The organism is Mycobacterium vicinigordonae (genome assembly GCF_013466425.1).
Taxonomy (GTDB): Bacteria; Actinomycetota; Actinomycetes; order Mycobacteriales; family Mycobacteriaceae; genus Mycobacterium; species Mycobacterium vicinigordonae.
In genome coordinates, this window is record NZ_CP059165.1 from 3,826,478 (window position 1) to 3,847,881 (window position 21,404).

Here is a 21,404-nt window from a genome sequence, read left to right on the forward strand (position 1 = left end):
GCAACGGCCCGCCCGGGGTCAGCCGGGCGGGCTGTTTGCTGCTATCCGGCCATCGCTGGCTGTGCAGCCTGGGACGTGCCGTGGCTCCTCTTGACCGCAGGCTCAGCCGTCGAGCGCGAGGTCGTCACGGAAACGACGCATACCTTCGATCTTCTCCGCCAGCGAAGCTTTCGGCCCGGCGTAGAACATCCATGGCATGGTGATGATGCCGGTGATGCCGCCGTCCTCAGCACGCCGGTAGTGGTCCTTGGTATAGGCATCGGTCAGCGGCGTCAGGATGGTGAAATCGTGCATGGACAAACCGTTTTGGGCGCGCAGCTGACGCAGCCGACCGATGCGTTCGATGGCATCCTCGGTCTTGATAAAGTCCCCGATCCAGCCGTCGTAGCGGGCGGCGCGATCCAGCGCGATGTCACTGAGCCCTCCCACGTACACCGGTATCGGCGGAGGTGTCGGCTGCATCTCCAGCCGAGGCGCCTGGTAGAACTGCCCGTCGAATTCGGTCCAGCCCGGCGACCATAGCTCGCGCATCAACGCGATCATCTCGTCGGTGCGTTTTCCTCGGGCGGCGAACTGCTCGCCCATCAGCTCGAACTCTTCGCGGCACCAGCCCACGCCAATGCCCAGCTCCACCCGACCGGCCGCCAGAACCGCTGCCGTGCCAATCGCTTTGGCGGCTGAGTAGGGATTGCGCATCGCCGGGATGTAGACCGTATTGACGAACTTCAGCCGGGTGGTGACCTGGGCAAGCGCGCCGACGAGCACCCACGGGTCGGGCCAGTCGGTGAAGGGCTGCCACCGGCGCTGGCCGTCCTTTGTGTACGGGTATGGCGTCTGCAGCGTTTCCAGGTTGATAACGTGATCCGGGATCCCGACGCCGTCGTAGCCGAGTTCGTCTGCGGCCTTGGCGATCTCGATGATCTCCGGAGTGTCCAGGAAGGCGATGCTGACGTAGAACTTCATTGCCCGTCCCGCGCCCACGCCGGCTCGATGAAGACGCCCTCAGACTCCACGGTTACGCCGTTAGCATCCGAGATATTGCCGCGCGCAAACACTTTGACGCCCTCCTTGCGATCGATCCAGGCTTCACAGCGCAGTGATCCCAGCGGCGTGCCGCGCAGGTATCTCACCGTGATGGTTCCGGTGAAACGCGGTTTGGACAGTCCCTCGCTGGCAGCCTCCCCGAGCATGTGGTCGAGTATCAGAGCGCTGACACCTCCGTGCACCAGCGACGGCGGACCTTCGTACGCTGAACCGAGCTCGAATTCTGCCCAGCACCGGCCGTCACCCTCGTGGCGGACCACCAGCGGCGGCGCGATCGGATTACATGCACCGACAACGGCATTACCCAGCGGCAGCGGCCGTCCGTCTACCCGGTAGCTCACCCCGACGGGCCGGGTACGCTGCCGCAACATCTCGGTAACCGCCTCAATGGTTGTGCGCGCCTGCGTGACGACGTCGTCGTCGACCTCGGTACGAATGGTGGCGTCGAGGAGTTCCCGGACGGCTTCGGCCAGCGGCGCGTACAGTCCCGTCACTCGATCGGCCTCGGCAGCACTCAACACCTCGAACAACGCGGCGAGCGCGCCCGGATCCTGCGTCAACTGCCGAACACCTTGCGTACCACGGTTTTCGCCCGTCGCGTCACCCGTAGATAGTTGTCCAGGAATTCTCCGCCGTCGTCGTTATGCCAGCCGGCAGCAACCGCGACCGCGTTGAGCTGACGGCCTCCGCCGGGCAGCTGATCGGTGGGCTTGCCGCGCACCAGCACCAGCGCATTGCGCGCCCGGGTGGCCGTCAGCCACGCTTGCCGCAGCAGGTCCACCTCGTCCTCGGCGACCAGCCCGTGCTCGGCGATCACGTCCAGGGACTGCAGCGTCGACGTGTTGTGCAGGGCCGGGATCTCGTGCGCGTGCCGCAACTGCAGCAGCTGCACGGTCCACTCGATGTCGGCCAGTCCACCGCGACCCAGCTTGGTGTGGGTATTGGGGTCGGCGCCACGCGGCAGCCGCTCGGATTCGATGCGGGCCTTGATCCGGCGAATCTCCTGCACCGCCTCGGCCGACACCCCGTTGGGCGGATAGCGAGTCTTGTCGATCATCAGCAGAAAACGCTGACCCAGCTCCTGGTCACCGGCGACCGCGTGCGCCCGCAACAGCGCTTGGATCTCCCATGGCTGCGCCCACTGCGCGTAGTAGGCCTCGTAGGACGCCAGAGTGCGGACCAAGGGCCCGTTGCGCCCCTCGGGCCGCAGGTTGGCATCGACCTCCAGCGGCGGATCGACGCTGGGTGTCCCCAGCTGCGTGCGCACCTGTTCGGCGATCGTCGTCGCCCATTTCACCGCCGCCGAATCCTCGACGCCCTCGGCGGGCTGACACACGAACATCACGTCGGCGTCCGAGCCGTAGCCCAGCTCGGCGCCGCCCAACCGGCCCATCCCGATCACCGCGATCGCCGCCGGTGCCCTGCCGTCGGCGGGCAAACCGGCCCGCACCACCGCATCGAGCGCGGCCTGCAGCACCGCCACCCACACGGAGGTCAATGCGGCGCACACCTCGGTGACCTCGAGCATGCCGAGCAGATCCGCCGATCCGATGCGGGCCAGTTCCCGGCGGCGCAGGGTGCGCGCGGAGGCGATCGCCCGGGCCGGGTCGCTCTGCCGGCTCGCCGAAGCGACCAGCGCACGAGCGACCGTCGCGGGGTCGGACTCAAGCAGCTTGGGACCGGACGTCCCGTCGCCGTAGGACTGGATGACCTCCGGCGCGCGCATCAGCAGGTCCGGCACGTATGTCGAGGTGCCAAGTACGTGCATCAGCCGCCGGCCCACCGTCGGTTTGTCGCGCAGCGTAGCCAGATACCAGGTTTGGGCGGCCAGCGCCTCGCTGAGTTTGCGGTACGCGAGCAGGCCGCCGTCCGGGTCCGGGGCATAGGACAGCCAGTCCAGCAGCCGCGGCAGCAGCACCGACTGCACCCGGCCGCGCCGGCCGCTCAGATTCACCAACGCCGACATGTGCTTCAGCGCGATCTGCGGGGCCTCATAACCCAGCGCGGCGAGCTGACGTTCGGCGGCCTCCGACGTCATGCCGCGTCCGGCGATTTCCAATCCCGCCGGCGCGATCGACTCCAGCAGCGGCTGATAGAAGAGCTTGGCGTGCAGCCGCGACACCCGCACGTTCTGGTGCTTGAGTTCTTCGCGCAGCACACCGGCGGCGTCGTGACGGCCGTCGGGGCGGATATGGGCAGCGCGGGCCAGCCAACGCACCCCCTCCTCGTCGTCGGTCTCGGGCAGCAGGTGGGTGCGCTTGAGCCGCTGCAGCTGCAGCCGGTGCTCGAGCAGGCGCAGGAACTCATACGAGGCGATCATGTTCGCGGCGTCCTCGCGCCCGATGTAGCCGCCCTCGCCCAGCGCGCTAAGCGCGTCGACCGTGGATGCCACGTGCAGCGACTCGTCGCTGCGGCCGTGCACAAGCTGCAGGAGCTGCGCGGCGAACTCCACGTCGCGCAGCCCACCGCTGCCGAGCTTGAGTTCGCGGCCACGGACCTCGGCGGGTACCAGCTGCTCGACTCGGCGGCGCATGGCCTGCACCTCGGGCACGAAATCCTCACGCTCGCAGGCGGTCCACACCATGGGCGTCAGCGCCTCGAGGTATCGCTGGGCGAGCTCTGCGTCGCCGGCGGCAGCCCTGGCTTTCATCAGCGCCTGGAATTCCCAGGTTTTGGCCCAGCGCTGGTAGTAGGCGACGTGGGATTCCACGGTACGGACCAGCTCGCCGTGCCGGCCCTCCGGGCGCAAGCCCGCGTCCACCTCGAAGAACGCCGCGGACGCCACTCGCATCATCTCGCCGGCGACGCGGGTGGTGACCGGGTCGGCATTCTCGCCGACGAAGATCACGTCGACGTCGCTGACGTAGTTCAGTTCTCGCGCACCGCATTTGCCCATCGCGATGACCGCCAGGCGCGGCGGGGTCCGCTGGGCGCAGACGGTGTCCTCGGCCACTCGCAGCGCCGCCGCCAGCGCGGCGTCGGCAAGATCGGACAGGTGGGCGCCGACGGTGACGAACGGCAACACCGGCTCGTCCTCGACGGTGGGGGCCAGGTCAAGTGCGGCCAGTACCAGTAACTGGTCTCGATACACCACCTGCAATCGGTGCACGATCGTGCCCGGCGCTCCGGAGGATTCCTCGACACAGCGCTCGAAGCTACGGTTCAGCTGCTCACAGCTCGGCAGTTTGACGTTGCCCCGCAATAGTTTCCAGGACTGCGGGTTGGCGACTAGATGATCGCCAAGCGCCAATGACGAACCCAGCACCGCGAAGAGCCGCCCCCGTAGGCTGCGTTCGCTAAGCAGCGCCGCGTTCAATTCGTCCCATCCGGTGTCCGGGTTCTCCGACAGGCGGATCAGCGCGCGCAGCGCCGCGTCGGCGTCGGGGGCACGCGACAGCGACCACAGCAGGTCGACGTGCGCCTGGTCGTCGTGTTGATCCCACCCCAGTTGGGTGAGCTGGTCGCCCGCACGACGGTCCATCAGGCCGAGCCGGCCGACGCTGGGCAACTTCGGTCGCTGCGTCGCGGGCTTAGTCACGACGCGGGCCCCCCGGCGATGCAGAGCGAAGCGTTGAGGAAGCGAAGCCATGCAGAGCGAAGCGATGAGAAGGAGTGGCGCCCACGACTCTGACGGTAGCGCAACCCGCTAGAGCGACAGATACGAGCGCAACTCGAAGGGAGTCACGTGGCTGCGGTAGTTCGCCCACTCCGTGCGCTTGTTGCGCAAGAAGAAGTCAAAGACGTGCTCCCCCAACGCTTCTGCGACCAGCTCGGAGGACTCCATGGCGCGCAGCGCGTTGTCCAGGCTGGTCGGCAGCTCGCGGTAGCCCATGGTGCGGCGTTCCTCGGGGGTAAGGTCCCAGACGTTGTCCTCGGCTTGCGGGCCCAGCACATAGCCCTTCTCTACCCCACGTAGTCCGGCGGCCAGCAACACCGCGAACGCCAAGTAGGGGTTGCACGCCGAGTCTGGACTGCGCACCTCGACTCGTCGCGACGAGGTCTTGTGTGGCGTGTACATCGGCACCCGCACCAGCGCCGAACGGTTGGCGGCGCCCCAGGAGGCCGCGGTGGGCGCCTCGCCGCCATGCACCAGCCGCTTGTAGGAATTCACCCATTGGTTGGTAACCGCGCTGATCTCCGAGGCGTGCTCGAGAATCCCGGCAATGAAGGACTTGCCTACCTCGGAGAGCTGCAGTGGGTCGTCGTCGCTGTGGAAGGCGTTGACGTCACCCTCGAACAGGCTCATGTGGGTGTGCATCGCCGAACCGGCGTGCTGGCCGAACGGCTTGGGCATGAACGTCGCCCGCACCCCCTCTTCCAGCGCGACCTCTTTCATGATGTAGCGGAAGGTCATCACGTTGTCGGCCATCGAGAGCGCGTCGGCGAACCGCAGGTCGATCTCCTGCTGGCCGGGCGCGCCCTCGTGGTGGCTGAACTCCACCGAGATGCCCATAAATTCCAGCGCCTCGATCGCATGCCGGCGAAATTTCGACGCCGACTCGTGCACCGCCTGGTCGAAGTAACCGGCGTTGTCGATCGGAGTGGGCTCGGTGCCGTCTTCGGCGCCGGGCTGCAGCAAGAAGAACTCGATCTCGGGGTGCACGTAGCAGGAGAAGCCGAGGTCGTTGGCCTTCTGCAGCTGACGGCGCAGCACGTGCCGCGGGTCGGCCCACGACGGCGATCCGTCGGGCATGGTGATGTCGCAGAACATCCGCGCGGAGTGGTACTGGCCGGACTTGGTCGCCCATGGCAACACCTGGAAGGTGGACGGGTCGGGATGTGCCACAGTGTCGGATTCCGAGACCCTGGCGAAACCCTCGATCGAGGATCCGTCGAAGCCGATACCCTCCTCGAAGGCGCCCTCGAGTTCGGCCGGGGCGATCGCGACCGATTTGAGAAACCCCAGCACGTCAGTGAACCAGAGGCGAACGAAGCGGATGTCGCGCTCTTCCAGGGTGCGGAGGACAAACTCCTTCTGCCGATCCATACCCGCACACTAGGCACGGTCTGTTAAATCGGTGTTACAGACGCCACGCCAGGGACGTTGCGAAGGCGCTAAGCCCGGCACCGCAGGTTGGGCGGCGGCGGCGTCAGATCCATGAAGTAACGCATCACCGCGGCATCGACGCAATTGTTGCCGTCGAAGACGACAGTGTGCTGCGTTCCGTCGAAGGAGATCAGCGAGCCGCCCAATTGGCGGGCCAGGTCCACGCCCGCCTGGTAGGGAGTCGCCGGGTCGTGGGTAGTGGAGACCACCACGACCCTGCCTGCGGGAGCGGGTGCGGCGGCATGTGGCGTCGAGGTCGGCGGCACCGGCCACAGTGCGCAGATGTCGCGGGGGGCCGATCCGGTGAACTGCCCGAAGCTGGTGAAGGGGGCCACTTCGCGCAGGCGCCGGTCTGCCGCGACCCAGGCCGCGGGGTCGGTGGGCGTCGGCGCGTCGACGCATCGAATCGCGTTGAACGCATCCTGGCCGTTGTCGTAGTGCCCTTGCTTGTCGCGGCCGTTGTAATCGTCGGCCAGCACCAGTAGGTCCCCGGCGTCGGTGCCGCGCTGCAGGCCCAGCAGGCCGCTGGTCAAATACTTCCAGTGCTGCGGGGTGTAGAGCGCGTTGATGGTGCCGGTGGTGGCGTCGGCATAGCTCAGGCCGCGCGGGTCCGACGTCTTGCCCGGCTTTGTCACCAGCGGGTCGACCAAGGCGTGGTAGCGGTTGACCCATTGCGCCGGATCGGTGCCCAGCGGGCAGGCCGTCGACCTGGCGCAGTCGGCGGCGTAGTCGTTGAACGCGGTCTGAAAGCCCGCCATCTGGTTGATGGTCTGGTCGATCGGCCCGATCATCGGGTCGATGGCGCCGTCGAGCACCATTGCCCGCACGTGCGGGGCGAACCGTTCGATGTACGCGGTGCCCAGTTCGGTGCCGTAGCTGTAGCCGAGATAGTTGATCTGCTCGTCGCCCAGCGCTTGACGCACCATGTCCATGTCGCGGGCCGCCGACGCGGTGCCGATGTTGGCTAGAAACGCCTGTCCCATCCGGTCTGCGCAGTGCTGGGCAAGCTGGCGGTACACCTGCTCGATTTGGGCCACCCCGGCCGGGCTGTAGTCCACCATCGGGTCGCGCCGGTAGGCGTCGAATTCCGCGTCGCTGCGGCAGCGCAACTCGGGAGTCGAGTGGCCGACGCCCCGGGGGTCGAAGCCAACCAGATCGAAGTGGCGGGCGATGTCGGTGTCCCTGAGGTTGGCTGCCATCCCGGCGACCAGATCGACCGCCGACGCCCCGGGACCGCCCGGGTTGAACAACAGCGACCCGAGCCGCTGTCCGCTGGCCGGGACCCGGATGACCGCCAACTTCGCTTGTGCCCCAGTCGGTTTGTCGTAATCGACGGGTACCGCCACGGTTGCGCATTGCGCGGACGGCAGGTCGGTCAGGTCTCCAACGAATTCACGGCACGATCCCCAGCCCTGCTGCGCCGTCGCGGCCGGAGCCGCGGGGATCTGGTTCTGCCCGGTTCCGGGATCGGGTTCGGGAGTCGCGGCGGCAAGCGGCGATGCCTGCCCGCAGATAACCAGTCCGAACGACAACAGCGCCGAGCTCACCGTTCTCAGGCGCAACATGGCCGAAATCGTCTCACTTTCCGGCGGTGCGGTTGGACGCGAAACGATTACTCCTTGGTCTCGAATCCGCTGCTCCAAACCCCGCCCAGCACAACGCCCTAAACCAGGCCGCGACGCCGGCCCGGGACCCACCCAGCCGATGCCGCAGGCCCCCGGCGAAAGTGAAATCCACGACGCGACGCGCCGGTAGAGCGTCGCGCGATTCACACTCGGCGCGGGCGCGGTGCCGCGCCGTGCGACGGGGATTCAGCCGATCAGCATGTCGCGCCGCTGGGCGGCGCGGTGCCGTTGATCAGGTAGGCGGTGATGTGTTCGTCGATGCAGTTGTTGCCCTGGAACACCACGGTGTGCTGGGTTCCATTGAAGGTCAGCAGCGAACCGTGCAGCTGGCTGGCGAGGTCCACGCCGGCTTGGTACGGCGTCGCGGGGTCGTGAGTGGTCGAGACGACGATGGTCGGCGGCAACCCGGGCGCGTTGACCAGATGCGGGCGGCTGGTCGGCGGCACCGGCCAGAACGCGCAGGTTCCCAGCGGCGCGAATCCGGTGAACTTGCCATAACTCATGAACGGTGCGAGCTCACGCGAGCGGCGATCCTCGTCGACGACCTTCGCGCGGTCAGTGATTGGCGGCTGGTCCACGCAATTGATGGCGACCCGCGAGTCGGTGGAGTTGTTGTAGTGACCGTGCGAATCGCGGCGCATGTACATGTCGGCTAGCGCCAGCATGGTGTCACCGCGGTGTTCGTCGGCCAGTTCCTTGAGGCCGTCGGTCAGGTGGTGCCACAAGTTCGGTGAGTACAACGCCATGATGGTGCCGACGATCGCGTCGCTGTAGCTCAGCCCGCGCGGATCCTTGGTCTTCGCTGGCCGGCCCACCTGCAGGTTGTCCGGGTCGACCAGCGGGTCGACCAGATCGTGGTAGACCTCGACGGCTTTTGTCGGATCGTTGCCCAGCGGGCAACTCGCGTCCTTGGCGCAATCGGCGGCATAGTCGTTGAACGCGTCCTGAAATCCCTTGGCCTGGCGCAGATCTGCTTCGATCGGATCGGCGTTGGGGTCCACCGCACCGTCCAGGATCATCGACCGCACGTTCTGTGGGAAAGCCTCCGCGTACGCCGAGCCGATGCGGGTGCCGTACGAGTAGCCCAGGAAGGTCAGTTTGGCGTCGCCCAACGCCTTGCGGATCTCGTCAAGATCCTTGGCGACGTTGACCGTCCCGACATTGGCCAGGAAATCTTTGCCCATTTTGTCGACGCAACGCTGCACGAACTGCTTGGTCTCGTTCTCCATGCGTTCCACGCCGGCCTGGCTGTAGTCGACGTTCGGTTCGGTCCGCAGCCGGTCGTTGTCGGCGTCGGAGTTGCACCAGATCGCCGGGCGGGAATTCGCAACGCCGCGCGGGTCGAAGCCCACCAGGTCGAACCGTTCGTGGACGCGTTTGGGCAGCGAGGAGAAGATGCCCAGTGCCGCTTCGATCCCAGACTCGCCGGGGCCCCCGGGATTGATCACCAGCGAACCGATTTTGTCCCCGCTGGCCGGGAACCTGATCAGAGCTAGTGAGGCCACACCGGTATCGGGGTGGGAATAGTCAACAGGCACGGCGAGCTTGCCGCACATGGCGTTGCCCGGAATCTTCGCGTTCGGATTCGAGCTGCGGCACGGCGTCCACACCACCGGCTGACCCAGCCTCGGCTCGGCCATGTGCGCCCGCCCGGCGACTACGCGGACGCAGCCCGCCAACGCCGGCACCACGGCGGCCAGCGCGGTCCAGACCAGCAGAAAGCGCGCGATCCTGTCGCGGCGAGTCAGGCACATGGCTCCCAATCGTGCCAGAGAGCATCCAGAATCCTGGTCAGCGGCCGAGTCGGCGATCAACGACCGCGATCCCATGGCGTTTCTCACACCTCGATGCGTCCGCAAAGAGCGGGTGGCAGAATGACGGGGTCAGACGAACCCGGGGACCCGTCAGGGCCACGAGGATCGACCCGACCAACAAATTAGGACAATGATGTCTGAGAACGTCTATGGTTCGAATTCTGCCGCTGTTTCGGCTCCGCGACCGAAGGTGCGCACCCATCACCTGCAGAAATGGAAGGCCGAAGGCCACAAGTGGGGGATGCTGACGGCTTATGACTATTCGACCGCGCGGGTCTTCGAGGAAGCCGGCATCCCGGTGCTGCTGGTGGGCGACTCCGCCGCCAACGTCGTGTATGGCTACGACACCACGGTGCCAATCTCGATCGACGAGCTGATCCCGCTGGTCCGCGGTGTGGTGCGGGGCGCACCGCACGCGCTGGTGGTCGCCGACCTGCCGTTCGGCAGCTACGAAGGCGGGCCCGCGGTCGCGCTGGCTTCCGCTACCCGGTTCATGAAGGAAGGCGGCGCGCACGCCGTCAAACTGGAGGGCGGCGAGCGGGTCGCCGAGCAGATCGCGTGTCTGACCGCGTCGGGCATTCCCGTCATGGCCCACATCGGCTTCACGCCGCAGAGCGTGAACTCACTCGGCGGGTTCAAAGTGCAGGGCCGGGGCGACGCCGCCGAACAGACCATCCATGACGCCATCGCGGTCGCCGAAGCCGGTGCGTTCGCCGTGGTGATGGAGATGGTGCCGGCCGAGCTGGCCACCCAGATCACCGGAAAGCTGACCATCCCGACAGTGGGCATCGGAGCTGGACCCAACTGCGACGGCCAGGTGCTGGTCTGGCAGGACATGGCCGGGATGAGCAGCGGCAAGGCTGCCCGGTTCGTCAAGCGGTTCGCCGACGTGGGAGGTGAATTGCGCCGCGCCGCGACGCAATACGCTGAGGAAGTGGCCAGCGGGGTATTCCCGGCTGACGAGCACTGCTTCTAAGCGCTCGGCGCCGTACAGTCCTGGGCCGGGTCGGTAATTTTGGTGTGGCACGCTATGGGCGACCCCTGATCCGCGCGCTCTCCCGGAGAAAAGATGCCCACAAAGGCGCCAAAGCCGGCGCGACATCTGGAGGTCGAGCGCAAGTTCGACGTGGTGGAGTCGACGGTGTCGCCGTCATTCGATGGCATCGCAGCGGTGGCCCGAGTCGAGAAGTCGCCTACCCAGGAGCTGGACGCGGTGTACTTCGACACCCCCGGGCAGGATCTGGCCCGCAACCGGATCACGTTGCGCCGCCGGACCGGCGGTTCGGACGCCGGCTGGCATCTGAAGTTGCCATCCGGTCCCGACACCCGCACCGAGATCCACGCTGCCCTCGACGCGTCGGACTCCGGTACCGTGCCGCCCGAGTTGCTGGACGTGGTGCTGGCGATCGTTCGCGACCGCCCGATTGAGCCCGTCGCGCGCATCACCACCCGACGTGAGGTCCAGGTTCTGTATGGCGCGGACGGCGCGGCGGTGGCCGAGTTCTGCAACGACCACGTGACGGCCTGGTCAGCCGCAGACGCCGACGACGATTCGGTGCCCGCCGAGCAACAGTGGCGCGAGTGGGAACTCGAGTTGCGCGAAGCCGATTCGAACAGCAACGGCAGTACCGAGTTGCTCGACCGGCTCAGCAACCGGCTGTTGGATGCCGGTGCGGCACCGGCCGCGCACGGCTCGAAGCTGGCCAAGGTGCTGGGTTCAACGGCCCGGCCCGCGCCGACCCCTAAGCCGACGAACCCGGTTCATCGTGCGGTAGCTCAGCACGTCGAGGAACTGCTGGTGTGGGATCGCGCTGTGCGCGCCGACGTCTACGATTCGGTGCACCAAATGCGGGTGACCACGCGCAAGATCCGCAGCCTGCTCAAGGAATCTCGGGAATCATTCGGATTGGTCGACGACGACGGGCTGCTCGACGAGCTGCGTGAGCTCGCCGGTGTGCTGGGGATGGCCCGCGACGCCGAGGTGCTCGGCGAGCGCTACGAGCGAGCCTTGAAGGATCTGGACGCCGCGTTGGTGCGCGGACCGGTGTGGGAACGCCTGGTCGACGGCGCCCAGCGCCGCTACCAAGCGGGGCTGCGGCGCTCGCTGGCTGCCATGCGGTCCAAGCGCTACTTCCGGCTGCTCGACGCGCTCGACGCGATGGTGGCGGCGCAGGCCGTCGCCGTGTCGGGTGCGGAACCGGCGCCGGTGACGATCGACGCGGCGTACCGGGGGCTCCGCAAAGCAGCGAAGAAGGCACTGGCTGCTGAGAAGGCCGCCGCCTACGCTGGCGACGGCACGGGCACGGGCACGGGCACAGGCACAGGCACAGGCACAGGCACAGGCACAGGCACAGGCGAGATTCCCGATGCCGACGAAGCCCTGCACGCAATCCGTAAGCGTGCCAAGCGATTGCGTTACACCGCAGCCGCCACCGGCGCGAACCGGGTCGCGCAACAGGCCAAAGCCATTCAAACGTTGCTCGGTGACCATCAGGACAGCGCGGTCAGCCGCGAACATCTGCTGTCCCAAACCGACGTCGCGCACGCCGCCGGCGAAGACACCTTCACCTACGGATTGCTCTACCAACAGGAGAGCGATCTGGCCGACAGCAGCCGTTTACAGCTCGACTCGGCACTGCGCAAACTCGACAAGGCGGTGCGCGCCGACCGGCACTGAGGATGGCCGAAGGGCGGGCGAGTTGGCCTGTAAGCCGGATTCTGTTCCCCACCGCCGCGGCGTTAACCAGCGGCGGCACGGCGGCGACCATCCATCTGGACACACCGTTGCCGGGTGCCTCGAGCGGCCTACCCGCAGACTCGGGCGAGCAACCCTCAAGCGTCTGCGCGACCGCACTTGTAGTGCGGCCTTCTTGGCCTTGCTTCGGGTGGGGTTTGCCTAGCCACCCCGGTCACCCGGGATGCTGGTGCGCTCTTACCGCACCGTTTCACCCTTACCACCACGAGGGTGGCGGTCTGTTTTCTGTGGCACTTTCCCGCGAGTCACCTCGGATTGCCGTTAGCAATCACCCTGCTCTGTGAAGTCCGGACTTTCCTCGACTCAAGGTTGAGCCGCGGCCGCCCAGCCAACTCGTCCGCGTCGAACACGGTACCCGCACGGGGAAATGGGGGCCAGCCTGGATTCGCACTGGTCAGTCGGTAGCGGCCGCTGGGGTCGATCCGGATACTGAGATCCGTGAGGTCGCCTCTATTGGTTGGGCTGTTGGTCGCCGCCGCGCTGCCGACTTTCGCTGCCCCCGCAACCGCGGATCCAGACCAGTTTCCGAGTCTCAGCTTCTATAGCGCGGTCGACGCGGCCGATTACCGGAACTATCAGGCCTACATGACGTCGGGAGTGCAATTCGCAACTCCGGCCGGCTACCGGTGCCGAATGGCATTCGTGCACAAACAAAACGGGGCGTATCTGGATTGCTGGGGAGCTCTGCCCGGCACCGAGTACAACCACGTCGGATTGAGTTATCTCCCCGGTGTCAGCACAGACGGCGCCTCCTTTACGAATGTCAATCCGTCCGCAATGGACGCCATCCCCGCTGGCCCCGGCGTGACCGGGCGGCCACTAAGTGCCCAGGATTACAAGTTGTTGCCCCCGCACAGCAAGTTGATCTATACGGACGGGCCGGTACAGACGTGCGGCGTGGACGCAACGATGACGGCGTGTGAGCTGGTCGACGGCGACCAACGGCACGGCTTCGTTATCTCCTCCCAGGGCAGCTGGGTCTTCTAGTCGTAGCCCGCGCCTAGTTTCCGCCCCCCGCGATCGGCTCAGAGATACGCCGTCTGGTTGACCAGACGCACCGAGGACGCTCCGTCGGGGTAGAACTCGGCGATACTCAGCGAGGCCAGGTCCAGATGGAGCCGGTACAGCATTCCCGAGCCCGCATCCAGCGCCATCCGCAGCAGCAACTTGATCGGTGTGACATGCGAGACCACCAGCACGTTTTCGCCGCCGTGCGCGGCGATGATGCGATCGCGCCCACGACGGACCCGGCGTAGCACGTCGTCGAAGCTCTCTCCGCCCGGCGGGAGTGTGCCGGTGTCGTAGAGCCAGCGGCGGTGCAGTTCGGGGTCGCGCGCGGCGGCCTCGGCGAAGGTCAACCCTTCCCACGCCCCAAAGTCCGTCTCGATGAGGTCTTCGTCGACCGTCACCTCAAGGCCGAGCGCCCGGGCCGCCGTCGTCGCGGTGTCGTGAGCGCGCTGCAACGGAGAGGAGATCACCGCGGCAATCCCGCGGCGTTGGTTCAGGTAGCGTGCCGCCAAACCCGCTTGGCGCCAACCGACTTCGTTCAGCGGCGGGTCACCTCGACCGGAGTAGCGGCGCTGCGCCGAGAACTCGGTCTGCCCGTGTCGCAACAGCAACAGCCTGGTCGGGGTGCCGCGCGCGCCGGTCCAACCCGGCCCGGTGGTGGTGTCGGCCGGAGTCTGCGCCGCCGCCTTACGGGCGGATTCGTTGAGCGGCACCGAGACCTTGTCGATCCGGCGGTCGGTCTGGGCCGCCGCGTCCATGGCCTCGTTGGCCAGCCGGTCGGCGAACGCGTTCTGCTCGCGGGGAATCCATGAATAGCTGATCCGGCGAAACCGCGATGCCAGTGCTTGCGCCTGAGCGTGCAGCTCGACCAGATCGGGGTGTTTGACCTTCCAGCGCCCCGACATCTGCTCGATCACCAGCTTGGAGTCCATCAGGACCGACACCTCGGTGGCGCCTATCTTCACGGCGTCGTCCAGCCCGGCGATTAGACCCCGGTACTCGGCGACGTTGTTCGTGGCTCGGCCGATGGCCTGCTTGGACTCGGCCAGCACCGTCAGGTGATCCGCGCTGAACACCACCGCGCCGTAGCCGGCGGGCCCGGGGTTACCCCGCGAGCCACCGTCGGCTTCGATGACGACTTTCACCGCTCAAAGTCCTTGACTCGCAATAGGATCGCACCACATTCCGGGCAGCGCAGCACCTCGTCTTCGGCTGCCGAGGTGATCTGGGCCAGTTCGCTGCGACCAATCTCGATCCGGCAAGCCCCGCACCGATGCCCCTGTAGCTGCCCGGCACCCGGCCCACCCCCGGCGCGCAGCCGTTCGTAGAGGGCCGCGAGGTCTGGGTTCAGCGTCGCGACTAGTGCGTCGCGGCGGGAGCTGTGGTCGGCGCGGGTCTGGTCGATCTCGGCCATGGCCGCGTCGAGGGCCTGTTGGGCGTCGGCCAGGTCGGCTTGCAGAGCTGCTACGGCTGTGTCTTCAATGGCTTGCTGCGCCTGCAATTCCTCCCGGCGTTCCATGACCTCCAGTAACGAGTCCTCCAGGTTTGCCTGCCGCCGCTGCAGGGTCTCCAACTCGTGCTGCAGGTCGGCCTGCTGTTTGGCGTCGGCGGCGCCAGCGGCCAGCAGCGACCGGTCGCGGTCCTCACGCTTGCGCACCGCCTCGACCTCGGACTCCAGACGCGACACCTCGGCGTCCATGTCGTCCACCGCGATCCGCACGGCCCCGAGCCGATCACTGGCGGCATTGTGCTCGCCCTGCACCCGCTCGTAGGCCTCCCGCGCCGGCAGATGGTTGGCCCGATGCGCGATCCGAGACAGCTCGGCATCCAACGTCGCCAGTTCCAGGAGCGAACGCTGCTGCGCCACTTCGGCTTTCATCAATTATCTCCAGGTCTCTTGCTCAGCACTGGTGCCCCGTACCCAGATTCCACGGGTCGGTGCGCAGGGTGGATATCCCCACCCGCAGCGACCCACCAAACCGCGATCTCAGCATCCCCGCCGCCTGAGCGCACCACGGGAATTCACTAGCCCAATGTGCCACGTCGACCAAGGCCACCTGGGAGGCCCGGACATGCTCGTCGGCCGGATGGTGTCGCAGGTCGGACGTGACGTATGCCTGCACCCCGGCGGTGGCGACCGCGTCCAGGAGCGAGTCGCCGGCTCCCCCGCATACCGCGACCCGCGACACCGACTGGTCGGGGTCACCCGCGGCGCGTACCCCCCATGACGTCGGCGGCAACGCGGCGCCCACGCGCGCGACGAACTCGCGCAGGGTTTCGGGTTGGCTCAGCGTGCCGATGCGGCCGAGCCCGGTGTCAGCGGGCAGCGCCGCCATGGTGAAGACGTCGAAGGCCGGCTCTTCGTAGTGATGTGCGCGGCGCATTGCGGCCAGCACCGCTGCCCGCGAGTGCGCGGGTGCGACGACCTCGACGCGGTCCTCGGTCACCCTTTCGACAGTGCCGATGCTGCCGATCGCCGGGTTGGCCCCATCGAGCGCAAGGAACTGTCCGATTCCCGTCACGCTCCAACTGCAGTGCGAATAGTCACCGATCTGACCGGCACCCGCGGCGAAGACCGCCTCGCGCACGGCGTCGGCGTTCTGCTGCGGCACGTAGATGACCCACTTGTCCAGGTCGGTGGTGGCCGGCGAACGGTTCAAGACGGCTTCCACGGTAAGCCCGAGCGCGTGGGCCAGCGCGTCGGACACCCCCGGCACCGCCGAGTCGGCGTTGGTGTGCGCAGTGAACAGGGATCGGCCCGAACGGATGAGCCGGTGGATCAGTGCCCCCTTGGGCGTGCTCGCCGCCACCGTGTCCACGCCGCGCAGCAGCAGCGGATGGTGCGCCAGCAAGAGGCCGCCGCCGGGCACCTGGTCGACGACGGCCGGTGTCGCGTCGACCGCGACCGTCACCGACTCGATCGCGTCGTCCGGGTCCCCGCACACCAGTCCGACCGAGTCCCACGCCTCGGCCAGTTGCGGCGGATACGCCTCGTCCAGCACACTGATGACATCGGCCAGCCGCACGCTCATCGGCAACTCCCGCTGGGCACCGATACCCCGGTTTTGGCGATCGCCTCGACCAACCGCGGCCATTCATGGCGTACCGCCGCGCGCAGGTACCCGTCCTGCAGCCCGACGAAGGTATCGCAGCGGCGTACCGCAATCCCGTTGTCCCGCAATTGATTTCGTGTTGATTCGGCAGCACGGAACAGTACGAACGGCGCCCGTCCGTCGACCACCCTCAAACCGATGGTACGTAGACCGGCCACCATCTCCGCGCGCAACGCCAGCAATCGCTCTGCATCGGCGGCCGCCTCGGCGACGGCCTGCGGCGCGCAGCACGCCGCGATGGCGGCCAGTTGCAGCGTGCCTACCGGCCAGTGCGGGCGGGCGCAGGTCAACCGGGCCAGCAAGTCTGGGGCGCCCAGCGCGTAGCCCACCCGCAGCCCGGCCAAGGCCCACGTCTTGGTCAGGCTGCGCAGCACCAGCACGTCGGGCAGCGCGTCGCCGGCCAGCGACTCCGGTTCGCCGGGAACCGAGTCCGCGAATGCTTCGTCGACCACGAGGACGCGTCCGGGCCGCCGCAGCGCCAGCAACTGCTCGCGGGTGTGCAGCACCGACGTCGGGTTGGTCGGATTCCCCACCACCACCAGGTCGGCGTCCTCTGGCACCCGCGCCCCGTCCAGGGTGAACGGCGGGGGCAGTACCACCTGGCGCACCGGGATACCGGCCGCGCTCAACGCGACCTCGGGCTCGGTGAATCCGGGTGCGATCAGCGCCGCGCGTCGCGGACGCAAATTGGCCAGCAACGCGAACCCCTCCGCGGCACCGGCCAGCGGCAGCACTTCGTCGCAGGTCCGTGCGTGTCGCGCGGCGGCCGCCTGCTGGGCGGCCCGCACGTCGGCGGCGCTGGGATAGCGGGCCAGGTCGGGCAGTCGAGCCGCCAGCCGTTCGAGCAGCCACGACGGCGGCTGTGCGTGTCGAACGTTGACGGCGAAATTCAGCATGCCGGGCACGACGTCTTGATCGCCGTGATAGCGCGCCAGCGCAAGGCGAGTCGACGCGTGCTGATCCGGACTTGCCATCACTGGAACATTAGTGCGCCCGCAGGCACACCAGGAATCCGGCGCACCGCGAGCGGTACCACGACGCAGACGGCGGGCCTGCGTCGACGACAATAGGAGCGTGACGGGCTCAATCGCGGACGAGATGCCGCAGCTGGTGATCTTCGACCTCGACGGCACGCTGACGGATTCGGCGGCCGGGATCGTGGCCAGTTTTCGGCATGCGCTCACCCACATCGGCGCCACGATCCCAGACGGCGACCTGGCCACCATGATCGTCGGCCCCCCGATGGACGAGACGTTGCGCGCGATGGAGCTCAACGGCCGGGTGGACGAGGCGGTGGCGGCCTACCGGGCCGAATACGGCAGCCGCGGCTGGGCGATGAACACGCTGTTCGACGGCATCGCGCCGCTGCTGGCTGACCTGCAAGGCGCCGGTGTGCGACTGGCGGTGGCGACCTCCAAATTGGAGCCGACCGCGCGGCGGATCCTTGCCCACTTCGGGCTGGACCAGCACTTCGAGGTCATCGCGGGTGCATGTCCCGACGGCTCGCGCGCGTCCAAGGCTGAGGTACTCGGCCATGCGCTAACGCAGCTGGAGCCGCTGCCCGAGCGGGTGCTGATGATCGGCGACCGCAGCCACGATGTCGACGGCGCGGCCGCGCACGGTATCGACACGGTGGTGGTCGGCTGGGGCTACGGCCGCGCCGACTTTCCCGACACCGACGGCAGTGGCGTGCGCCACGTCGCGACGATCGACGAGCTGCGGAGGACTTTAGGTGTCTGAGCCAAATCCGCCGCTCCTCGGCGGGCCGCCAAACGGCGGTCACCAGCGACAGCTGCACGTGACCTTCGTCTGCTCGGGGAACATCTGCCGGTCGCCGATGGCAGAGAAGATGTTCGCCCATCAGATTCAGCAGCGTGGCCTTGGCGACGTCGTCCGGGTCACCAGCGCCGGCACCGGCAACTGGCACGCGGGAGAGGGGGCTGATCGGCGCGCCACGCAGGTGCTGCGTGAGCGCGGCTACCCCACCGAGCACCGCGCTACCCAACTCGATGACGACCACCTGACCGCGGATCTGGTGGTGGCACTGGGACGCAACCATGCCCGGATGCTGCGCGAGCTGGGAGTCGAGGAGGGCCGGGTGCGGATGCTGCGCTCGTTCGATCCGCGCTCGGGGGCATTCGCCCCGGATGTCGAGGACCCTTACTACGGCGACGACGCGGACTTCGTGGAGACCTTCGTGGTCATCGAGGCCGCGCTGCCCGGCCTGCACGACTGGGTCGACCTGCAACTCGCACAGAACGGCTCGGGTTGATGGCGCGCAGGGTTCCGCGTCTGGGATTCCTGCTGCGGCCGGGGTGGATCGCCCTGTGGCTGGTGTGCATCGCGTTCACCTACCTGTGCTTCACCGTGCTCGCTCCGTGGCAGCTGGGCAAGAACACCAGGACGTCCCGGGAGAATCAGCAGATCACGGACTCGCTGAACACCCCACCCGTCCCGCTGAAAACATTTTTGCCGCAACAGAATTCATCCGCTCCCGACGCCCAGTGGCGCCGGGTGACGGCCACCGGGCACTACCTTCCGGACGTACACGTGCTGGCCCGGCTGCGGGTGGTCGAGGGCGAGCAGGCTTTCGAGGTGCTGGCACCGTTCGCCGTGGACGACGGGCCGACCGTGCTCGTCGACCGCGGATACGTACGGCCCGAGCCGGGTTCGCACGTTCCCCAGATCTCGCCGCCGCCGAGTCAGACCGTGACCATTACCGCGCACCTGCGCGACTCCGAGCCAGCGGTGTCGGGCAAGGAGCCGTTCACTAGAGACGGCTACCAACAGGTGTATTCGGTCAGCACCGAACAGGTTTCGGCATTGACCAGGGTGCCGCTAGCGAGTTCATATCTGCAGTTGGTCGAGGACCAACCCGGCGGGCTGGGCTTGATCGGGCTGCCGCATCTGGATGCCGGGCCGTTCCTGTCCTACGGCATCCAGTGGATTCTGTTCGGCGTGGTGGCACCCAGCGCGTTGGGGTATTTCGTCTACGCCGAGCTGCGGGCGCGGCGCAAGGAGAAGCAACAGCCACCGGCCAGCGCACCCGGCGAGCGGCCAGCTCCGCCGCCTGCGGAGAAATCTGTCGAGGACAAATTGGCCGACCGGTACGGTCGCCGTCGCTAGCGCCGCGGGATCGCACCCGCAACGACCAAGACAGCGGCGCCCTGCACCGCCCGCGACAACCGCACCGCACGACGCAGGTCGTTGACCGTGGGCTGCCTGCCGGCACCCAGCGTCGGCCGGATCTGCAGCTCATGCCGATACTGGGTCGGGCCACCTAGGCGTACGCCCAGGGCCCCGGCGAATGCCGCCTCGACGACGCCCGCGTTGGGACTGGGATGCCGCGCGGCATCGCGGCGCCAGGCCGTTGTCGCGCCCAACGCAGAACCGCCGACCAGCGGCGCACACCCGACCACCAGCAACGCCGCGAACCGGGCGCCGGTGAAATTCACCAAATCGTCCAATCGTGCTGCGGCCCAACCGAATTTCAGGTATCGCGGCGATCGGTACCCCACCATTGCGTCCAGGGTGTTCACCGCGCGGTAGGCCAGCACCGCGGGCGCCCCGCCGATCGCCGCCCACAGCAGCGGCGCGACCTCCGCATCGGAGGTGTTCTCGGCCACCGACTCTAGTGCCGCTCGGTTCAGCCCGGTTTCGTCCAGAACCGCCGGATCACGCCCACACAGTGACGGCAGCAGCCGTCGGGCGCCCACGAGGTCTCCGACGTCGAGCAGATCGGCCATCCGAGAACCGGTGCGCGCCAGCGTGGTTCCGCCCAGCGCAACCCAGGTGGCGATGGCCGTTGCCGGCCCACGACCGGCCGTGCGCTGCAGCATCGCGCCGAGCAGACCCGCCGCGCCCGCCAGCAGACCCACATGCAGCACGCCGGCCACCTTAGCGTCGCGATAGGTGAACCGTTCCAGCCGTGCCGCCGCCGCACCGAACACCGCCACCGGGTGGCCACGTTGCGGGTCGGCGAAGATGAGATCGGCCAGATATCCGACCACGACCCCGACGATCGCGGACTGCCGTGCCGACAACACCTCGGCAGCCTCTCATATCGGTGGCATATTCTCTGGCCGACTCATCCGTGATCTACTCGGTGAATGGGAAAGGATCCGCAATGAAGCGGCCTGCGTCCAGAGTCGCCGACCTGTTGAACCCGTTGGCCCTGCTGATGCCGGCGGCAAACGTCATCATGCAGCTGTCTCTGCCGGGGGTCGGTTATGGCGTGCTGGAGAGCCCGGTGGACAGCGGCAACGTCTACAAGCACCCGTTCAAGCGGGCCCGCACCACCGGGACATACCTGGCGGTGGCGACCGTCGGAACCGAGTCCGATCGCAAACTCATCCGCGGTGCCGTCGACACCGTACACCGGCAGGTGCGGTCCACGGCGTCAAGCCCGTTGTCCTACAACGCCTTCGACCCGAAGTTGCAGCTGTGGGTGGCGGCGTGCTTGTACCGCTACTTCGTGGAGCAACACGAGTTCCTGCACGGCCCGCTCGACGACGCCAGCGCCGATGCCGTGTATCAGGACGCCAAGAAGCTGGGCACCACGCTGCAGGTGCCTGACCGCATGTGGCCGCCGGACCGGATCGCCTTCGACGAGTATTGGAAGCGGTCCCTCGACGAACTGAATATCGATCCGCCGGTGCGGGAGCATCTGCGCGGGGTGGCGTCCATGGCATTCCTGCCGTGGCCGGTGCGCGCGTCGGCAGGGCGCTTCAATCTCTTTGCGACGGCAGGGTTTCTGGCCCCGGAGTTCCGGGCGATGATGAACCTGGAGTGGTCGGAGTCCCAGCAGCGCCGGTTTGAGCTGCTCTTGACGGCGATGCGGCTGGCCGACCGGGTGATCCCCAATGGCTTCTGGATCTTCCTGTATCAGCTTTACCTGTGGGACATGAGGTTTCGTGCGCGGCGCGGCTGGCGCATCGTCTAAGCCTCTCCCCCTTCCGTTGCCTTTCTTTTGCGCCCGAGCGTGACATTCCCGACGCA

At 67.4% G+C, this 21,404-nt stretch carries 18 protein-coding genes and 1 other RNA gene; 7 read left to right on the plus strand and 12 right to left on the minus strand.

From position 1 onward, the window contains the following. Window positions 1-102: 102 nt before the first annotated feature. The 6 genes from H0P51_RS17150 to H0P51_RS17175 all read right to left on the minus strand — a co-directional run bounded on the left by H0P51_RS17150 (window position 103) and on the right by H0P51_RS17175 (window position 9,470). The gene (locus H0P51_RS17150; protein WP_180913981.1) at window positions 103-963 is read right to left on the minus strand and encodes a TIGR03619 family F420-dependent LLM class oxidoreductase; all 861 of its coding nucleotides are present in this window, start codon (window positions 961-963) and stop codon (window positions 103-105) included. Next, window positions 960-1,604, minus strand: a complete 645-nt coding sequence (locus tag H0P51_RS17155; RefSeq protein WP_180913982.1) for a PaaI family thioesterase — start codon at window positions 1,602-1,604, stop codon at window positions 960-962. Before H0P51_RS17155 ends, H0P51_RS17150 begins: the two co-directional genes overlap by 4 nt. Next, the gene (locus tag H0P51_RS17160) at window positions 1,601-4,633 is read right to left on the minus strand and encodes a bifunctional [glutamine synthetase] adenylyltransferase/[glutamine synthetase]-adenylyl-L-tyrosine phosphorylase (RefSeq protein WP_180913983.1); all 3,033 of its coding nucleotides are present in this window, start codon (window positions 4,631-4,633) and stop codon (window positions 1,601-1,603) included. Before H0P51_RS17160 ends, H0P51_RS17155 begins: the two co-directional genes overlap by 4 nt. A gap of 57 nt (window positions 4,634-4,690) precedes the next feature. Further along, window positions 4,691-6,031 (minus strand): glutamine synthetase family protein, encoded by a 1,341-nt coding sequence (locus H0P51_RS17165; protein WP_180913984.1) that lies wholly within the window; start codon window positions 6,029-6,031, stop codon window positions 4,691-4,693. 68 nt (window positions 6,032-6,099) lie between these two features. Then, window positions 6,100-7,665, minus strand: a complete 1,566-nt coding sequence (locus H0P51_RS17170) for an alpha/beta hydrolase (protein WP_180919037.1) — start codon at window positions 7,663-7,665, stop codon at window positions 6,100-6,102. A 245-nt stretch (window positions 7,666-7,910) separates the two neighbouring features. Next, on the minus strand, window positions 7,911-9,470 hold the full coding sequence (locus H0P51_RS17175) for an alpha/beta hydrolase (RefSeq protein ID WP_180919038.1): 1,560 nt from the start codon (window positions 9,468-9,470) through the stop codon (window positions 7,911-7,913). A 190-nt stretch (window positions 9,471-9,660) separates the two neighbouring features. Here H0P51_RS17175 and panB point away from each other — a divergent pair, with 190 nt between their 5' ends. Together panB and H0P51_RS17185 are read left to right on the plus strand one after the other, a co-directional pair. Further along, window positions 9,661-10,506, plus strand: a complete 846-nt coding sequence (gene panB, locus H0P51_RS17180) for a 3-methyl-2-oxobutanoate hydroxymethyltransferase (RefSeq protein ID WP_180913985.1) — start codon at window positions 9,661-9,663, stop codon at window positions 10,504-10,506. 93 nt (window positions 10,507-10,599) lie between these two features. Continuing rightward, entirely contained in the window at window positions 10,600-12,207 is a 1,608-nt protein-coding gene (locus H0P51_RS17185) for a CYTH and CHAD domain-containing protein (protein ID WP_180913986.1), read from the plus strand. A 14-nt stretch (window positions 12,208-12,221) separates the two neighbouring features. On the opposite strand, the gene rnpB is transcribed toward H0P51_RS17185, so the two are convergent. After that, window positions 12,222-12,621: RNase P RNA component class A (gene rnpB, locus H0P51_RS17190), an RNA gene on the minus strand. 102 nt (window positions 12,622-12,723) lie between these two features. Here rnpB and H0P51_RS17195 point away from each other — a divergent pair. After that, entirely contained in the window at window positions 12,724-13,272 is a 549-nt protein-coding gene (locus H0P51_RS17195; RefSeq protein WP_180913987.1) for a hypothetical protein, read from the plus strand. Between the two features lie 38 nt (window positions 13,273-13,310). Here H0P51_RS17195 and H0P51_RS17200 read toward each other — a convergent pair whose 3' ends face one another. The 4 genes from H0P51_RS17200 to cobC are packed head-to-tail and all read right to left on the minus strand — an operon-like array spanning window position 13,311 to window position 17,380. Further along, entirely contained in the window at window positions 13,311-14,438 is a 1,128-nt protein-coding gene (locus H0P51_RS17200; protein ID WP_180913988.1) for a bifunctional RNase H/acid phosphatase, read from the minus strand. Beyond that, window positions 14,435-15,172, minus strand: coding sequence for a zinc ribbon domain-containing protein (locus H0P51_RS17205; RefSeq protein WP_180913989.1), 738 nt, complete (start codon window positions 15,170-15,172; stop codon window positions 14,435-14,437). Before H0P51_RS17205 ends, H0P51_RS17200 begins: the two co-directional genes overlap by 4 nt. Window positions 15,173-15,194: 22 nt before the next feature. Then, complete coding sequence (locus H0P51_RS17210) at window positions 15,195-16,325, minus strand: Nif3-like dinuclear metal center hexameric protein (protein ID WP_180913990.1); 1,131 nt, start codon at window positions 16,323-16,325, stop codon at window positions 15,195-15,197. Beyond that, complete coding sequence (gene cobC, locus H0P51_RS17215) at window positions 16,322-17,380, minus strand: Rv2231c family histidinol phosphate aminotransferase CobC (protein WP_180913991.1); 1,059 nt, start codon at window positions 17,378-17,380, stop codon at window positions 16,322-16,324. The genes H0P51_RS17210 and cobC overlap by 4 nt, the downstream gene beginning before the upstream one ends. Before the next feature lie 124 nt (window positions 17,381-17,504). On the opposite strand from cobC, the gene H0P51_RS17220 reads away from it, so the two are divergent. The 3 genes from H0P51_RS17220 (at window position 17,505) to H0P51_RS17230 (ending at window position 19,532) form a co-directional block, all read left to right on the plus strand. Further along, window positions 17,505-18,146 carry an HAD hydrolase-like protein gene (locus tag H0P51_RS17220; protein ID WP_180919039.1) on the plus strand — a complete coding sequence of 214 codons (642 nt, stop codon included), beginning with the start codon at window positions 17,505-17,507 and terminating at the stop codon, window positions 18,144-18,146. A gap of 97 nt (window positions 18,147-18,243) precedes the next feature. Then, complete coding sequence (locus H0P51_RS17225; protein ID WP_180919040.1) at window positions 18,244-18,678, plus strand: low molecular weight protein-tyrosine-phosphatase; 435 nt, start codon at window positions 18,244-18,246, stop codon at window positions 18,676-18,678. Continuing rightward, a complete protein-coding gene (locus tag H0P51_RS17230; RefSeq protein ID WP_180913992.1) occupies window positions 18,678-19,532 on the plus strand; it encodes an SURF1 family cytochrome oxidase biogenesis protein in 855 nt (284 codons plus the stop codon). The genes H0P51_RS17225 and H0P51_RS17230 overlap by 1 nt, the downstream gene beginning before the upstream one ends. Here the strand turns inward: H0P51_RS17230 and H0P51_RS17235 are convergent. Beyond that, window positions 19,529-20,449 carry a cobalamin biosynthesis protein gene (locus H0P51_RS17235; RefSeq protein WP_425489065.1) on the minus strand — a complete coding sequence of 307 codons (921 nt, stop codon included), beginning with the start codon at window positions 20,447-20,449 and terminating at the stop codon, window positions 19,529-19,531. The two genes, H0P51_RS17230 and H0P51_RS17235, sit on opposite strands and share 4 nt — an antisense overlap. 83 nt (window positions 20,450-20,532) lie before the next feature. On the opposite strand from H0P51_RS17235, the gene H0P51_RS17240 reads away from it, so the two are divergent. Then, window positions 20,533-21,348 carry an oxygenase MpaB family protein gene (locus tag H0P51_RS17240; RefSeq protein ID WP_180913994.1) on the plus strand — a complete coding sequence of 272 codons (816 nt, stop codon included), beginning with the start codon at window positions 20,533-20,535 and terminating at the stop codon, window positions 21,346-21,348. The last annotated feature ends 56 nt before the right edge of the window (window positions 21,349-21,404 follow it).

Coding starts and splice junctions, on each gene's coding strand:
- H0P51_RS17225 (WP_180919040.1), top strand. CDS start 18,244: ATGGCAGAGAAGATGTTCGCCCATCAGATTCAGCAGCGTGGCCTTGGC.
- H0P51_RS17210 (WP_180913990.1), bottom strand. CDS start 16,325: ATGAGCGTGCGGCTGGCCGATGTCATCAGTGTGCTGGACGAGGCGTAT.
- H0P51_RS17205 (WP_180913989.1), bottom strand. CDS start 15,172: ATGAAAGCCGAAGTGGCGCAGCAGCGTTCGCTCCTGGAACTGGCGACG.
- H0P51_RS17230 (WP_180913992.1), top strand. CDS start 18,678: ATGGCGCGCAGGGTTCCGCGTCTGGGATTCCTGCTGCGGCCGGGGTGG.
- H0P51_RS17185 (WP_180913986.1), top strand. CDS start 10,600: ATGCCCACAAAGGCGCCAAAGCCGGCGCGACATCTGGAGGTCGAGCGC.
- H0P51_RS17175 (WP_180919038.1), bottom strand. CDS start 9,470: ATGTGCCTGACTCGCCGCGACAGGATCGCGCGCTTTCTGCTGGTCTGG.
- panB (WP_180913985.1), top strand. CDS start 9,661: ATGATGTCTGAGAACGTCTATGGTTCGAATTCTGCCGCTGTTTCGGCT.
- cobC (WP_180913991.1), bottom strand. CDS start 17,380: ATGGCAAGTCCGGATCAGCACGCGTCGACTCGCCTTGCGCTGGCGCGC.
- H0P51_RS17150 (WP_180913981.1), bottom strand. CDS start 963: ATGAAGTTCTACGTCAGCATCGCCTTCCTGGACACTCCGGAGATCATC.
- H0P51_RS17220 (WP_180919039.1), top strand. CDS start 17,505: ATGCCGCAGCTGGTGATCTTCGACCTCGACGGCACGCTGACGGATTCG.
- H0P51_RS17165 (WP_180913984.1), bottom strand. CDS start 6,031: ATGGATCGGCAGAAGGAGTTTGTCCTCCGCACCCTGGAAGAGCGCGAC.
- H0P51_RS17240 (WP_180913994.1), top strand. CDS start 20,533: ATGAAGCGGCCTGCGTCCAGAGTCGCCGACCTGTTGAACCCGTTGGCC.
- H0P51_RS17160 (WP_180913983.1), bottom strand. CDS start 4,633: ATGGCTTCGCTTCCTCAACGCTTCGCTCTGCATCGCCGGGGGGCCCGC.